A 13,467-nucleotide genomic window follows, 5' to 3' on the forward strand; every position below is an offset into this window, starting at 1 on the left:
AGGGTAGCCTTACCGCCGTGAGCACCTGTGCGACGCTGTCGCGTGAACTGTCGGAGCCGCTGGCCGCCACCGCCGCGACCGCCACCACCTGGCTGCTGGTCGAACAGGCCGGCCCGTGGGGGGCCAAGGCGCTCGGCCAGAGCCACCTGGACCCGGAGACCGGCCGCGCGCTGGACGCCGCGACCGCGGGAACCGGCGTCCGGGTCGCGCTGATCCGCCGCCCCGGCCGGCACGCGGACTGCCTGCCGACCGCCCGGCACGAGGTGGTCGTGGCGCACACCGTCCCGACCCCCGGCCGCGGCTGGGTCCGCCGGGGCCAGGTCGCGGACCCGGCCGAACTGCTCGCCCTGGACTTCACCGCGCTGGGCGCCGGCGAGCACGGCGGCTTCGGCACCGCCCACGTCGGCGGCCCGATCGCCCTGGTGTGCACCAACGGCCGCCGGGACCGTTGCTGCGCCCTGCTGGGCCGGCCCTTGGCGGCCGAGCTGGTCGCCGCCGGGCACAGCGAGGTGTGGGAGGTGACGCACCTGGGCGGCCACCGCTTCTCCCCCACGATGCTGGTCCTGCCGTACGGCTACACCTACGGGCGGCTGACCGCCGAGTCGGCCAAGGAGGTGCTGGCGGCCACGGCGGCCGGCCACATGGCGCCGGAGTGGTCGCGCGGCTGCTCCGGCTGGGACCGGCCGGGCCAGGCCGCGGACCAGGCCGTGCGGCTGGTCACCGGCGAGACCCGGGCGGACGCGCTGACCCTGACCCAGCGGGCCGACGGCACGGGCCGCTGGCGGGTCTGCGTCCGGCACGAGGACGGCCGGTCCTGGGAGGTCGAGGTGGCCGAGGGCGTCAGCGAGCCGGCCCGGCCCGAGAGCTGCGGCAAGGCGGCGGGCACGCCGTCCCGGATGGAGGTCACCTCCCTGCGCGAGCTCTGACCGGTCCGGGAGGCGGAGGAACGGCCACGACCCCCGGCTGAGTTCCGCCGGGGGTCGTGGCCGTTCCTCCGCGTCGCGGTCAGGCGGCCCCGGCCCCGGTCAGGGAGCGGACCTCCAGCTCGGCGTACCGGTCCGGATCGGCCGGCTCGGGCGAGGTGAGGGTGCCGATCCACCCGGCCAGGAAGCCGAGCGGGATGGAGACGAGGCCCGGGTTCTCCAGCGGGAACCAGTGGAAGTCCACCCCGGGGAAGAGCGCCACCTTGGTACCGGAGACGACCGGCGAGAAGGTCACCAGCACCACCGCCGGGATCAGCCCGCCGTACACCGACCAGACCGCTCCGCGCGGGGTGAACCGCCGCCAGAACAGGCTGTAGAGCAGCACCGGCAGATTGGCGGAGGCGGCCACGGCGAAGGCCAGGCCGACCAGGAAGGCGACGTTCAGCTGCTGCGCGAAGAGGCTCAGCACGATCGCCACCGCGCCGATCCCGACCGCCGCGATCCGGGCGACCAGCACCTCCTGGCGCTCGGTGGTGGCCGGCGACCCGTCCTCCGTCCGCTCCGCCGCCGTTCCGGTCGCGGCTTCCGTACCGCCCCGCGCCCGCCGGGAGGCCGGGACGAGCGCCCGTCGGCCGCGCGCCCCCCGCACCCCGCGGCCGCCGCGGCGCGGGCGTCCCCGCCAGGCGCCGGCCCAGATGTCGTGGGCGAAGGCCGCCGAGGAGGCCAGGGTGAGCCCGGCGACCACGGCGAGGATGGTGGCGAAGGCGATCGCCGAGATCACCGCGAACAGCACCACCCCACCGGTGGAGCCGTTGCCGCCGCCCAGCACCAGGGCGAGCAGCGGGACGGCGGTGTTGCCCGCCGCGTTGGCGTGCCGGACCTCCGCGGAACCGACCAGCGCGGTGGCGCCGAGGCCCAGCGCGATGGCCATCAGGTAGAAGCCGCCGACCAGCCCGATCGCCCACATCGTCGAGCGCCGGGCGGCCCGGGCGGTGGGCACGGTGTAGAAGCGGGACAGGATGTGCGGCAGGCCCGCGGTGCCGAGCACCAGGGCGAGGCCGAGGCTGAAGAAGTCCAGCCGGCTGGTGAAGCTCTTGCCGTACTTCAGCCCGGGCTCCAGGTAGCGCCGGCCGGCGCCGCTGTGCTGGGCCGCCTGCCGCATCAGCTCGGCGACGTCGCCGTGGAAGCGCAGCAGCAGCAGTACGGTCAGCAGTACCGAGCCGGCGACCAGCAGGAACGCCTTGACGATCTGGATCCAGGTGGTGGCCCGCATCCCGCCGACCGTGACGTAGACGATCATCAGACCGCCCACCGCCACGATGGTCCAGGTCCTGGCCTCGGCACTGTTGGTGCCGAGCAGCAGGGCGACCAGACTGCCCGCGCCGACCATCTGGGCGACCAGGTAGAACAGCGTCACCACGACGCTGGCACCGCCGGCCGCGGCCCGGACCTTGCGCCGGCGCAGCCGCAGCGCCAGCACGTCGGCCAGGGTGTACCGGCCGGCGTTCCTGACCAGCTCGGCGACCAGCATCAGGACCACCAGCCAGGCGACCAGGAAGCCGATGCTGTAGAGCACGCCGTCGTACCCGAACAGCGCGATCAGCCCGGCGACGCCGAGGAAGGAGGCGGCGGAGAGGTAGTCGCCGGAGAGCGCGAAGCCGTTCTGCAGCGGCGTGAAGTCGCGGCCGCCGGCGTAGAAGTCGTCGGCGCCGCCGCCTCGGCGGCGGCCGGCCCAGAAGGTGATCCCGAGGGTGACCAGGACGATGACGGCGAACAGCACCACGGCCAGGTCGTGGTGGTCGCCGGCGGGGGCCACGGGGGGCGGGGTGGCGGTCCTCATCGCAACTGGTCCTGGGTGTCCCAGCGGAGCGACAGGGCGGCCCGGTCGCGCTGGGTGCGGGCGTTGCGGGCGTAGAGCCAGGTCAGCAGGAAGGTCGTGGCGAACTGCAGCAGGCCGAGCAGCCAGGCCACGTTGACCGGCCCGGCGACCGGGGCGCGCATCAGCCCGGGGGCCGCGGCCTGGGCGGCGACGTACAGCAGGTACCAGGCGAGGAACACACCGCTGACCGGGAAGACGAAGGACCGGTAGCTGTGCCGGATCCGCTGGAAGGCCAGGCTGTTCTGCACGGAGCGGTAGACCTCGGTGCTGGCGTCGTCCGGGGATCCGTCCCCGGCGTCGGCCCCGGCCGACGGTGCGGGCGGTGCCGGGGGCGTCGGGGCCGGCACCGGTGGTGATGCCGGTGCCGAGGCCCACCAGTCCAGTTGTCCGCCCGGCTCTGGACTTCTCGTCTGCGGTTGTGGCACGGCTGCTCCTGGACCGGGGGGTTGTGACCCGAACCATCATGGGGTCGCCCCAACTCCCCAAACTCCCAACGCAGATACGTTCACTCGATGAGGTGATCGATGATCCGACAGACGCTCATCCGACTACTGCGGCGACCCGGTGATTCCGTTTCGGAAGGCGTACGCGACCGCTTGCGCCCGGTCCCGCACGCCGGTCTTGGCGAACAGGTTGTTGATGTGGGTCTTCACGGTCGCCGGACTGACGTACAGCCGACGGGCGATCTCGGAGTTGGAGAGGCCCTCCGCGATCAGCCCCAGCACCTCCGCCTCCCGCGCGGTCAGCCCGTCCGGCGGCTCCGCGCCCGCCCGACCGGAGGACTGACCGGAGGACTGGCCGGACGACTGACCGGACGACTGGCCGGTCGGCACCGGGCCGACCGCGCCGACCGCGCCCGGCTCCCCCGACAGCCGCTCCAGCAGCCGCAGTTGCACCTGCGGCGAGAGCCCCGCCGCCCCCGAGCGGACGTCCGCGATCGCCCGGGCGATCTCCTCGCCGCCCGCGTCCTTGGTCAGGTACCCGCGCGCCCCCGCCTGAAGGGCCGGGAACAGCGACTCGTCGTCGGCATAGGTGGTGAGCACCACGACCTCGGTGCCCGGGTACCCGGCCCGGATCCGCCGGGTCGCCTCGACGCCGTCGCAGCGCGGCATCCGCAGGTCCATCAGCACCACGTCCGGACGGTGCCGCGCGACCAGCGCGACCGCCTCCTCGCCGTCCGCCGCCGCACCGACCACCTCGATCCCCGGCAGCAGCCCGAGCAGCATCACGATGCCCTCCCGGACCACGGTCTGGTCGTCCGCGACCAGCACCCTGGTCACCGCCAACCCCGTCATGCCGGCACTCGCAGCAGCACGCGCCATCCTCCCTCGTACGGGCCCGCCAGCAGGCTGCCGCCGAGCAGTTCAGCGCGTTCGCGCATCCCCAGCAGACCGTACCCGCCACCGCTCGCCGCCAGCTCGCCCGGTGCTCCCGCGCGCCCCGCGGCCCCGTCCCGCACCTCCAGCTCCACGTCCTCGGGCAGATAGCGCAGCTCGACGGTGCAGCGCGCGCCGGGGGCGTGTTTGCGCACGTTGGTCAGAGCCTCCTGCGCGGTGCGCCGGACCGCGAGCCCCACCTCGGCGGCCAGCGGACGCGGCATCCCGGCCACCCGGAAGTCCGCCCGCTCCCGCCCGGTCAGCTCCACCAGGTAGTCGCCGACCGGCGTGAACTCGCCGCGCAGCGCCGACAGCGCCTGCCGGGTCTCGGCCAGCCCGTCCTGCGCCATCCGCCGGGCGGCCACCACCCGCTCCCGGACCCGCTCCCGGTCGGTGCCCGCGTCCAGCATCAGCCGGGCCGCCTCCAGGTGCACCAGCTGGGCGGAGAGGCTGTGCGCCAGCACGTCGTGGATCTCCCGGGCGATCCTGGCCCGTTCGGCGAGCGCCGCACTCTCCGCCTCGGCGGCCCGCGCGGCCCGTTCCTGGACCAGCAGCCGCCGCGCCGTGCCGCGCGCCTCGACGTCCAGCCGCAACAGGTAGCCGAGCAGCAGCAGTCCGCCGCAGGTGGCCGTGATGCTCAGGGCGCCCGCCCAGCTGACCGCCGCGTAGGAGCCGAGCGAGGCCCCGGCGGTGAGCAGCGCCGGCCCCGGCGGCAGCCGGATCAGCGCGGTCACCGCCAACCCGTACCAGAGCACGTCGGCGAGCAGGTAGGCGTGCCCCGCGTTGGCCAGCCAGGCGGTCGCGGACAGTGCGGCCGCCAGCGCGTACGCCGGTGCCGGGCGCTGCTCCCGGCAGACGTGCAGGAAGCCGGCGGCGAGCGCGACCGCCGCGACCAGCCCGGCGGCCTCGGCCACCACCGCCCAGCCGGAGTACCGGCCGTCCGAGAAGGTCCCCCAGCAGACGGTGGTCAGCAGCGCGAGCCGGCCGAGCCCGGCGAGGATCCGCCGGGGGCGGCTGTCGGCGTCGCGCTCCAGCCCCTCCCGGGACGGCCAGCGGGTCCAGAACCGGTCGACCTCGACCAAGGTGGTGCCTCCTCGTGCGCACTGCGGTGGTCAGGACGTCAGGGTGACCCGCCCCGTGGGCACCAGGGCCCGCGCCCTCCAGTGCACCACGAGCGAACGGACCAGCAGCAGCACCGCCAGGCCCAGCAGCAGCGCGCTGCCCGACTGCCGCAGGTGCAGCGCCGCCCCGAGCCCGAACAGGCCGATCCTGATCGCGATCATCCCGCCCCAGGCGGCCAGCGTGGCCCGGGTGCCCTGGGCCCAGAGCGCCCCGTCCGCGTCCCGCCACAGCCGGACGGTCCAGCCCCACACCGAGCCGGCCGCCAGCACCGCGACCACCCCGCAGCCGAGCAGGACGACCGACCAGCCGGTGTCCCGCCGGTCGATCAGCTGCGGATCCCGCAGCGCGACGGCGGCGAGGACCAGCGGCAGCACCCAGGAGCGGCGGTCGGTGTCCAGGCGCCGGGGGCGCATCTGGCGGCGGAGCACGAGCACCATCACCACCACCACGAGAGCGGCGTCGACCAGGGTGGGCATCGGGGTTCTCCGTCCGGGAAGGCTCTGTGCGACCTCTCCGACGCTACGGATCCGCCGCCCGCGGCTGATCGGCGCCGGGGTGGACGGCGGGTGGAACCGACACGGAGGGGCCCTCCACCCACGGGTGGAGGGCCCCTTCCGGCGACGCGCTCAGGCGTCGATGCGCGAACGGTCCAGGGTGGCCGCCGAGTCCACGATGAACTCCTTGCGCGGCGCCACGTCGTTGCCCATCAGCAGGTCGAAGACCTTCTCGGCCTGGTCCAGGTCGCCCAGGTTGATCCGGCGCAGCGTGCGGTGGCGCGGGTCCATGGTGGTCTCGGCCAGCTGGTCGGCGTCCATCTCGCCGAGGCCCTTGTACCGCTGGACCGGGTCCTTCCAGCGCAGGTTCTTGCGCTGGAACTCCAGCAGGGTGGAGCGCAGCTCGGCGTCCGAGTAGGTGTAGTGGTACTTCTCCTGGCCGCGCTTGGGGTTGGTGAGCTCGATCCGGTGCAGCGGCGGCACGGCCGCGAAGACCCGGCCCTGCTCGACCATGGGCCGCATGTACCGCTGGAACAGGGTCAGCAGCAGGCAGCGGATGTGCGAGCCGTCGACATCGGCGTCGGCCATGAAGATGACCCGGCCGTACCGGGCCTGGTCGATGTCGAAGGTGCGGCCCGAGCCGGCCCCTATCACCTGGATGATCGCCGCGCACTCGGTGTTCTTGAGCATGTCGCTCACGGACGCCTTCTGCACGTTGAGGATCTTGCCCCGGATCGGCAGCAGGGCCTGGAACTCGGAGTTGCGGGCCAGCTTGGCGGTGCCGAGCGCGGAGTCGCCCTCGACGATGAAGAGTTCGCTGCGGTCGACGTCGTCGCTGCGGCAGTCGGCCAGCTTCGCCGGCAGCGAGCTGGTCTCCAGCGCGGTCTTCCGGCGCTGGGCCTCCTTGTGCTGGCGGGCGGCGACCCGGGTGCGGGCGGCGGCCACGACCTTCTCCAGCACCGCCCGGGCCTGGACCTTCTCGTCCCGCTTGCCGGAGGTGAGGAAGGTCTTGAGTTCCTTGGCGACGACGGCCGCGACGATCCGGTTGGCCGCCGAGGTGCCGAGCACCTCCTTGGTCTGGCCCTCGAACTGCGGCTCGGCCAGCCGGACGGTGACCACGGCGGTGAGTCCCTCGGTGGCGTCGTCCTTGGTGACGTCGTCCTCGGCGACCCGCAGCAGCTTGGTGGCCCGCAGCACCTCGTTGACGGTCTTGGCCAGCGAGCGCTCGAAGCCGGTGACGTGGGTACCGCCCTTGGGGGTGGCGATGATGTTGACGAAGGAGCGCAACGTGGTGTCGTAACCGGTGCCCCAGCGGAGCGCGATGTCCACGCCGAGCTGCCGGGTGACCTCGGTCGGCGTCATGTGCCCGAGCTCGTCCAGGACGGGCACGGTCTCCTTGAAGGTGCCCTCGCCGTGCAGCCGCAGCACGTCGCTGATCGGCTTGTCCGGCGCCAGGAACTCGCAGAACTCGGCGATGCCGCCGTCGAAGTGGAAGGTGCTCTCGTCGATCCGCTCGCTCTCGGTGAGCCGCTCGTCACGCACGAGAATGGTCAGGCCGGGGACCAGGAAGGCGGTCTGCCGGGCCCGGTTGTGCAGGTGCTCCAGCGAGAGCTTGGCGTCCTTGAGGAAGATCTGCCGGTCCGCCCAGTACCGGATGCGGGTGCCGGTGCGGGCCTTGGGCACCTTGCGGGCCCGGCTGAGGCCGTTGGCCGCCTCGAACGGGGCGTCCGGGCCGGCCTCGGTGAAGATGCCGGGGGTGCCGCGCCGGAAGCTGATCGCGTGGGTGTGGCCGCTGCGGTCGACCTCGACGTCGAGCCGGGCCGAGAGCGCGTTGACCACGGAGGCGCCGACGCCGTGCAGACCGCCGGAGGCCGCGTAGGAGCCGCCGCCGAACTTGCCGCCGGCGTGCAGCTTGGTCATCACGACCTCGACGCCGGACAGCCCGGTCTTGGGCTCGACGTCCACCGGGATGCCGCGTCCGTTGTCGCGGACCTCGACCGAGGAGTCCTCGTGCAGGACGACCTCGATCCGGTCGCAGTAGCCGCCCAGCGCCTCGTCCACCGAGTTGTCGATGATCTCCCAGAGGCAGTGCATCAGGCCACGGCTGTCGGTCGAGCCGATGTACATGCCGGGACGCTTGCGGACCGCCTCCAGACCCTCCAGGACGAGCAGGTGCCGAGCGGTGTAGTTGGAACCGTCGTCGCCGGCCAGCAGAGCGGACGGCACGGTCGTTTCGGCACTCACGCGGCACTCTCCTCGGTGAAGTTCTGTCTCATCGGTCACATCGGGGCACATCCGGACAGGTCCGGAGCGTCCGCCAGTGCAGCACACCGCACCGACAGCCGTTCCCCTCCGTGTGCGCACCCCTCCGCTGGGTGCACAGCACGGCAGGCCGGTCCCGCGCAGCTTGTACGCGCTCCGCGAACAAGAGCCGTGCCGGATTCGGGACGCCGGGGCTCCATCTCCTCCCGGTACCACCGGTCCTGGCGGACCGTGGGGCCGGGCACAGGCTCCGGAACTGCCGTTATGCAGGCTACCGGGGCCCGGGACGGGGCTTATGCTCCAACCCAGCAGAGGATTATGCTACGCGGACTCCCGCACCCGGTTCCGATCGGGCGTTCGAGCCGCGGGCGGATCCTGGGATCCGGTACGCATGAACCACCGGCCCCCGGGGCACGTCCTCATCAACACAGCAGAATCCTCAGAGAAGAAAAGCCACGAGCGGGAACGTTTTCGGCCTGGTTGGATGTTGACCCTGGTACGACAGCTCGTCGAGCTAGAGAAGAGGCGACGTGACTACTGTTCTGACCCCTGCGAGCCCGCTCACCGCGGCTGACCGCTGCGACCGCTGCGGCGCCCAGGCCTACCTGCGCGTCGTACTCGCCAGCGGTGGAGAGCTGCTCTTCTGCGCCCACCACGGCCGGAAGTTCGAGCCGGAGCTCAAGAAGATCGCCGTGGAGATACAGGACGAGAGCAACCGCCTCGGCACCACTGCCGCCACGGCCAACGACGACGAGCGCTGATCCCGAGCGCCAGCAGCAGCAGACCGACGTCGAGCTGTGTCCGGTCGCACACCGCGTGTGACCGGGTGAGCCGGGCGACCGCCCCTCCGGGGGCCGGCCGCCCGGCTTCGTCGTTCTCGGACCGCCCGCCTCCGGAGCAGCACCGGCTCCCGCACCGCCCGGCCCCGGACCGTTCGGCCCCGGCCGGGCCGCTCCCCGGGGCCGCCCGATCGGGCGGCGGCCCGTGCCCGATCGGCTACAGCAGGGAGCGGACGGCGTCGGAGACCGAGGCGATCCGGGTGTAGACGCCCGGGTGGGCGGCCTCGGCGCAGCCCGTCCCCCAGGACACCAGCCCCGCGAGCCGGCCCGCGACCACCAGCGGCCCGCCGCTGTCGCCCTGGCAGGCGTCCCTCCCGCCCTGCTCCTCGCCCGCACACACCATGCCCCGGGCGTCGAAACGCCCGTCCCGGCCGCCCGGGTAGGCCTGCTCGCAGGTGTGGTCCGCGATGATCGGCACATCCACACCCCGCAGCCGGGACGAGTAGTCGCCGTGGCCGGTGGTGTCCCCCCAGCCGTAGACGCGGGCGAGGGTCCCCGCACGGTACGGCTCGGTCTCGCCCTGGCCGACCAGGTCGATCACCGGCCGGCCCCGCTGCGCCTCGGCGAGGGTGACCACCGCCACATCGTTCATATTGGTGGTGAAGGAGTAGTCGGGGTGGATCCGGACCTCCCGCACCTCCACCTCCTGGCCCAGCCGTCCGCCCAGGTCGTCCCGGCCGACCACGACCCGCAGCCCGGGCCGGTCCACCTGGTGCCCGCCGGACTCGTCGTAGAAGCAGTGCGCCGCGGTCACCACCTTGGTGGGGGTGACCAGCGCACCGCCGCAGAACTGGCCCGAGCGGCCGGAGCCGAACTGCTGCCGGCTGGCCAGGGCCACCATCCACGGGTGGTCGCCCGTGCTCTCGGTCGTTCCGCCGACGATCCGCCCCTGCGGCCGGGCCTGCGCGGTGGCGGCGGTGGCCGGGCCGAGGACCAGCAGCGGCGCGGGCAGCGCGGCCAGCAGCGTCAGCACGGCGGCCCGGCGGTGGCGGGGCGGACGGACGGCGGAGCGGCGGGCGCGGGAGGCGCCGGTCGGCAGGTCGGCGCGGTCCGGACGGTCCGGGGTGGGCGGCACCGTGTCTCCAGGTGGCTCGGCAGCAGGCAACCGGCACAGCGTAGGTGACCGGCCACGTTCCGCGACCGCTCGGCGGCGCACCGCCACCCGGACGAGCGACAACGGCCACCCGGACGGTGACGTCCACCCCTCCCGAACAGCCGGAAGGCCCGGAGCGCGAAGCTCCGGGCCTTCCGGTCGGACCGTTGGTGCCGAACCGTCGATCAGTCCAGGTAGTCGCGCAGCACCTGGGAGCGCGACGGGTGACGCAGCTTGGACATGGTCTTCGACTCGATCTGGCGGATGCGCTCACGGGTGACCCCGTACACCTTGCCGATCTCGTCGAGCGTCTTCGGCTGACCGTCCGTCAGGCCGAAGCGCATCGAGACCACGCCCGCCTCGCGCTCGGACAGGGTGTCCAGGACCGAGTGCAGCTGCTCCTGGAGCAGGGTGAAGGAGACCGCGTCGGCCGGGACGACCGCCTCGGAGTCCTCGATGAGGTCACCGAACTCGCTGTCGCCGTCCTCGCCGAGCGGGGTGTGCAGCGAGATGGGCTCGCGACCGTACTTCTGGACCTCGATGACCTTCTCGGGGGTCATGTCGAGTTCCTTGGCCAGCTCCTCCGGGGTGGGCTCGCGGCCCAGGTCCTGGAGCATCTGGCGCTGGACGCGGGCCAGCTTGTTGATGACCTCGACCATGTGCACCGGGATACGGATGGTGCGGGCCTGGTCGGCCATCGCTCGGGTGATCGCCTGGCGGATCCACCAGGTCGCGTAGGTGGAGAACTTGTAGCCCTTGGTGTAGTCGAACTTCTCGACCGCACGGATCAGACCGAGGTTGCCCTCCTGGATGAGGTCCAGGAAGAGCATGCCGCGACCGGTGTAGCGCTTGGCCAGCGAGACCACCAGGCGGAGGTTGGCCTCCAGCAGGTGGTTCTTGGCCCGGCGGCCGTCCTCGGCGATGATCTCCAGCTCGCGCTTGAGCTTGGGGGCGAGCTTGTCGGCGGCCGAGAGCTTGTCCTCGGCGAACAGGCCGGCCTCGATCCGCTTGGCGAGCTCGACCTCCTGCTCGGCGTTGAGCAGCGGGACCTTGCCGATCTGCTTCAGGTAGTCCTTGACCGGGTCGGCGGTGGCACCGGCGACGGCGACCTGCTGGGCCGGGGCGTCGTCCTCGTCGTCGTCGGAGAGGACGAAGCCCTCCGACTCCTCCTCCGGGGCGTCGCCCTCGGCGGCGGGCTTGTCACCGGGCAGGGCGACGTCCTCGAGGATCTCCTCCTCGCCGAGGGCCTCCTCCTCGCCAGCCTTGCCCGCGGTCTTGGCGGTGGTGGTCTTCTTGGCGGCGGCCTTCTTGGCCGGCGCCGCGGTCTTCTTGGCGACGGCCTTCTTGGCCACGGCCTTCTTGGCGACGGCCGCCTTCACCTCGGTGCCGACGGTCGCCCCCTCGACGGTGATCTCGGCGGACACGGTGCTGACCGGCGCGGCGGCGGCCGCGACCGTCGGCGTGGAGACGGGCGCACCGGGCGCGATGCGCACGGGCGGCTTGGTCGGGGCCGACGGAGCGGCCGGGTTCCGGGTGGTGACCGCCTTGGTCGCGGTGCGCTTGGCGGGGCTCTTGGCAGCAACGCTCTTGCGCTTGGCGCCGGCCGGTTCGGCCGCGCTGACCATGAGGTCCACCCCCTCCTCAATCAGAACCTGGTTGAGGCTGCGCATGACGTTCTTCCACTTGGTGACCGGGATCTGGTCCGCCTCGAACGCCTGGCGTACGTCGTCACCGGCGATCTGCCCCTGGGCCTTGCCCCGCTCGATGAGCGCCAGCAGAGCCGCGGACTCGGCGATCTCGGGGGGAAGCGAACGGGATGTGCTGGCCGACACGAACAACCTCTCGGACGATGAGTGGACTCGAACCCGTACCGGCCGCCCGAGCGGGCGGGGAAGGAGATCGCGCGTCGGGCACGCGGTGTCGATTCCGACCGACTCGGGTTTGAGGTCTGGGTTTGCAGGACGGCAGCAGCGCCGCGGACCAACACAGCATTCTGACACGTTGGACTATTCCGGAGCTGCTCCCGCTCAGGAGACATCGCTGCTGCTCGTCAAGTGTTACGCATGGCCTTCGTGTCGCGGGTCACACCGGTGGGCGGCCGCGGCCCGGGGCCGACCTCCATCATCCCCCACCCGCGACCGAACCATTCACCATGGACACGCCATTCTGCTGTTCGGCGGGTGCGGACCGGTTCCGAACCCCCCTCGAACCACCGCCGGACCGACGCCGGACCGCCGCCGGGAGACCCCTTCCGCCCCCTCCGTCTCCTTTTCGCCTTCCGTTTCCTCCGTTTCCTCCGCCCCCTTCGTCCCTCCGCTCCGTGCGACCGCGCCGCACCTGCGCTCCGCGCGGCCCCGGACGTGCGGAGACCCCCCGGCCGCACCGTGGCGGCAGCCGGGGGGCCGGGGTCGGGAGGGGGAATTCGGGAGGCCGCGGAGGAGTCGCGGGCGTCGGACCACGACGGGGCGGGTCGGGAGCGGGTCGCGGGACGGGGCGGCGGTGTGCGGTCGCCGAACGGTCCGCTCAGTGCTCCCGGGGCGCCGGAACGGACGGCTCGATCTCGGGGTGGACGGTGAGCAGCGCCCGCATCGTGTTCTCGGCGGCACTGCCGTCGCCGGAACCGAGCGCCTCCACCAGCCGGGCGTGCATCCCGACCGAGGCCTCCGAGGGCCGCTCGCAGGCGGTGGCCGGCCCGCCGGACACCTGGAGCGCGCAGGCGACGATCCCGGAGAGGTGCTCCAGCATCCGGTTGCCGGCGAGCTGCAGGATGAGCACGTGCAGCTCGGCGTCGGCCCGGGCGTAGGTGGCGAGGTCCGCCTGGGCGCAGGCGTGACCCAGGATCTCGATCAGCTCGGCCAGCCGCTGCTGGACGTCCTCCCGGCCGTGGCCGGAGGCCAACCGGGAGGCCAGCGGCTCGATCGCCCAGCGCAGCTCGAACAGCTCCCGGCGCTGCTCGTCGCGCTGCGGGCCGAAGGCGCGCCACTCGATGATGTCCGGGTCCAGGAGGTTCCAGTCGCTGACCGGACGGACCCGGGTTCCGACGTTGGGGCGGGCGCTGACCAGGCCCTTGGCCTCCAGCACGCGCAGCGACTCGCGGACGACGGTGCGGGAGACCTCGAACCGCTGGCCGATCTCCTCCGGGACGAGCGGGCGGTCGGCGCCGAGGTCGCCGGAGACGATCATCTGGCCCAACTGCTGGACCAGCTGGCCGTGCAGGCCTCGGCCCCGGCTGCTGGTGGTCTTGCGGCCGACCCGGGCGAGGTCCGACTCGGCGCCCTCCCAGCGAGGGGCCGGCGGGACGGGCCGGTCGGCGTAGGAGTAGCGGTCCAGGTCGGCGGAGCCGGGGATGGCCCCATCGGCGGAACGGGCGGGGGTCATGGTGGGGTGCGCAAGGGTACTCACAGCTCCTTTGTCGGCGATCGGCGGGCACAGCTTGAGAATTCTCGTGAAAAGCACACGAAAGGGTGATCGCCCGTGAC

Annotated in this window: 11 protein-coding genes; 2 read left to right on the top strand and 9 right to left on the bottom strand. The window is 73.0% G+C overall.

Annotated elements, in window-relative coordinates:
* Window positions 1–17 precede the first annotated feature (17 nt).
* Window positions 18–926 (top strand): sucrase ferredoxin, encoded by a 909-nt coding sequence (locus tag ACIPYS_RS25650; RefSeq protein WP_400749952.1) that lies wholly within the window; start codon window positions 18–20, stop codon window positions 924–926.
* 79 nt (window positions 927–1,005) lie between these two features.
* Here the strand turns inward: ACIPYS_RS25650 and ACIPYS_RS25655 are convergent, their stop codons facing one another.
* The 6 genes from ACIPYS_RS25655 to ACIPYS_RS25680 all read right to left on the bottom strand — a co-directional run bounded on the left by ACIPYS_RS25655 (window position 1,006) and on the right by ACIPYS_RS25680 (window position 8,038).
* Window positions 1,006–2,763: a cation acetate symporter gene (locus tag ACIPYS_RS25655; RefSeq protein ID WP_093860252.1), complete on the bottom strand. Its 1,758-nt coding sequence runs from the start codon at window positions 2,761–2,763 to the stop codon at window positions 1,006–1,008.
* Complete coding sequence (locus ACIPYS_RS25660; RefSeq protein WP_400749956.1) at window positions 2,760–3,227, bottom strand: DUF485 domain-containing protein; 468 nt, start codon at window positions 3,225–3,227, stop codon at window positions 2,760–2,762. Before ACIPYS_RS25660 ends, ACIPYS_RS25655 begins: the two co-directional genes overlap by 4 nt.
* Before the next feature lie 123 nt (window positions 3,228–3,350).
* Window positions 3,351–4,097, bottom strand: a complete 747-nt coding sequence (locus ACIPYS_RS25665) for a response regulator (protein WP_400749960.1) — start codon at window positions 4,095–4,097, stop codon at window positions 3,351–3,353.
* The gene (locus ACIPYS_RS25670) at window positions 4,094–5,260 is read right to left on the bottom strand and encodes a sensor histidine kinase (protein ID WP_400749963.1); all 1,167 of its coding nucleotides are present in this window, start codon (window positions 5,258–5,260) and stop codon (window positions 4,094–4,096) included. The genes ACIPYS_RS25665 and ACIPYS_RS25670 overlap by 4 nt, the downstream gene beginning before the upstream one ends.
* A gap of 30 nt (window positions 5,261–5,290) precedes the next feature.
* The gene (locus ACIPYS_RS25675) at window positions 5,291–5,776 is read right to left on the bottom strand and encodes a DUF1453 family protein (RefSeq protein WP_093860256.1); all 486 of its coding nucleotides are present in this window, start codon (window positions 5,774–5,776) and stop codon (window positions 5,291–5,293) included.
* Between the two features lie 150 nt (window positions 5,777–5,926).
* Entirely contained in the window at window positions 5,927–8,038 is a 2,112-nt protein-coding gene (locus ACIPYS_RS25680; RefSeq protein WP_400749968.1) for a type IIA DNA topoisomerase subunit B, read from the bottom strand.
* A 548-nt stretch (window positions 8,039–8,586) separates the two neighbouring features.
* Between ACIPYS_RS25680 and ACIPYS_RS25685 the strand changes: the two genes are divergently transcribed.
* Window positions 8,587–8,817: a hypothetical protein gene (locus ACIPYS_RS25685; protein ID WP_030396621.1), complete on the top strand. Its 231-nt coding sequence runs from the start codon at window positions 8,587–8,589 to the stop codon at window positions 8,815–8,817.
* Window positions 8,818–9,052: 235 nt separating this feature from the next.
* Here ACIPYS_RS25685 and ACIPYS_RS25690 read toward each other — a convergent pair whose 3' ends face one another.
* The 3 genes from ACIPYS_RS25690 to ACIPYS_RS25700 all read right to left on the bottom strand — a co-directional run bounded on the left by ACIPYS_RS25690 (window position 9,053) and on the right by ACIPYS_RS25700 (window position 13,444).
* Window positions 9,053–9,865: a S1 family peptidase gene (locus ACIPYS_RS25690; RefSeq protein WP_400750103.1), complete on the bottom strand. Its 813-nt coding sequence runs from the start codon at window positions 9,863–9,865 to the stop codon at window positions 9,053–9,055.
* Window positions 9,866–10,173: 308 nt separating this feature from the next.
* Window positions 10,174–11,820 carry an RNA polymerase sigma factor gene (locus ACIPYS_RS25695; RefSeq protein WP_286158629.1) on the bottom strand — a complete coding sequence of 549 codons (1,647 nt, stop codon included), beginning with the start codon at window positions 11,818–11,820 and terminating at the stop codon, window positions 10,174–10,176.
* A gap of 691 nt (window positions 11,821–12,511) precedes the next feature.
* Window positions 12,512–13,444 (bottom strand): FadR/GntR family transcriptional regulator, encoded by a 933-nt coding sequence (locus ACIPYS_RS25700; protein ID WP_093860259.1) that lies wholly within the window; start codon window positions 13,442–13,444, stop codon window positions 12,512–12,514.
* Between the last annotated feature and the right edge of the window lie 23 nt (window positions 13,445–13,467).

Source organism: Kitasatospora sp. NPDC089913 (assembly GCF_044748625.1).
Classification (GTDB): domain Bacteria; phylum Actinomycetota; class Actinomycetes; order Streptomycetales; family Streptomycetaceae; genus Kitasatospora.

What these genes read in the sequence shown, in the direction of transcription:
- ACIPYS_RS25655 (WP_093860252.1), bottom strand. Translation starts at nt 2,763, where the DNA reads ATGAGGACCGCCACCCCGCCCCCCGTGGCCCCCGCCGGCGACCACCAC.
- ACIPYS_RS25675 (WP_093860256.1), bottom strand. Translation starts at nt 5,776, where the DNA reads ATGCCCACCCTGGTCGACGCCGCTCTCGTGGTGGTGGTGATGGTGCTC.
- ACIPYS_RS25665 (WP_400749960.1), bottom strand. Translation starts at nt 4,097, where the DNA reads ATGACGGGGTTGGCGGTGACCAGGGTGCTGGTCGCGGACGACCAGACC.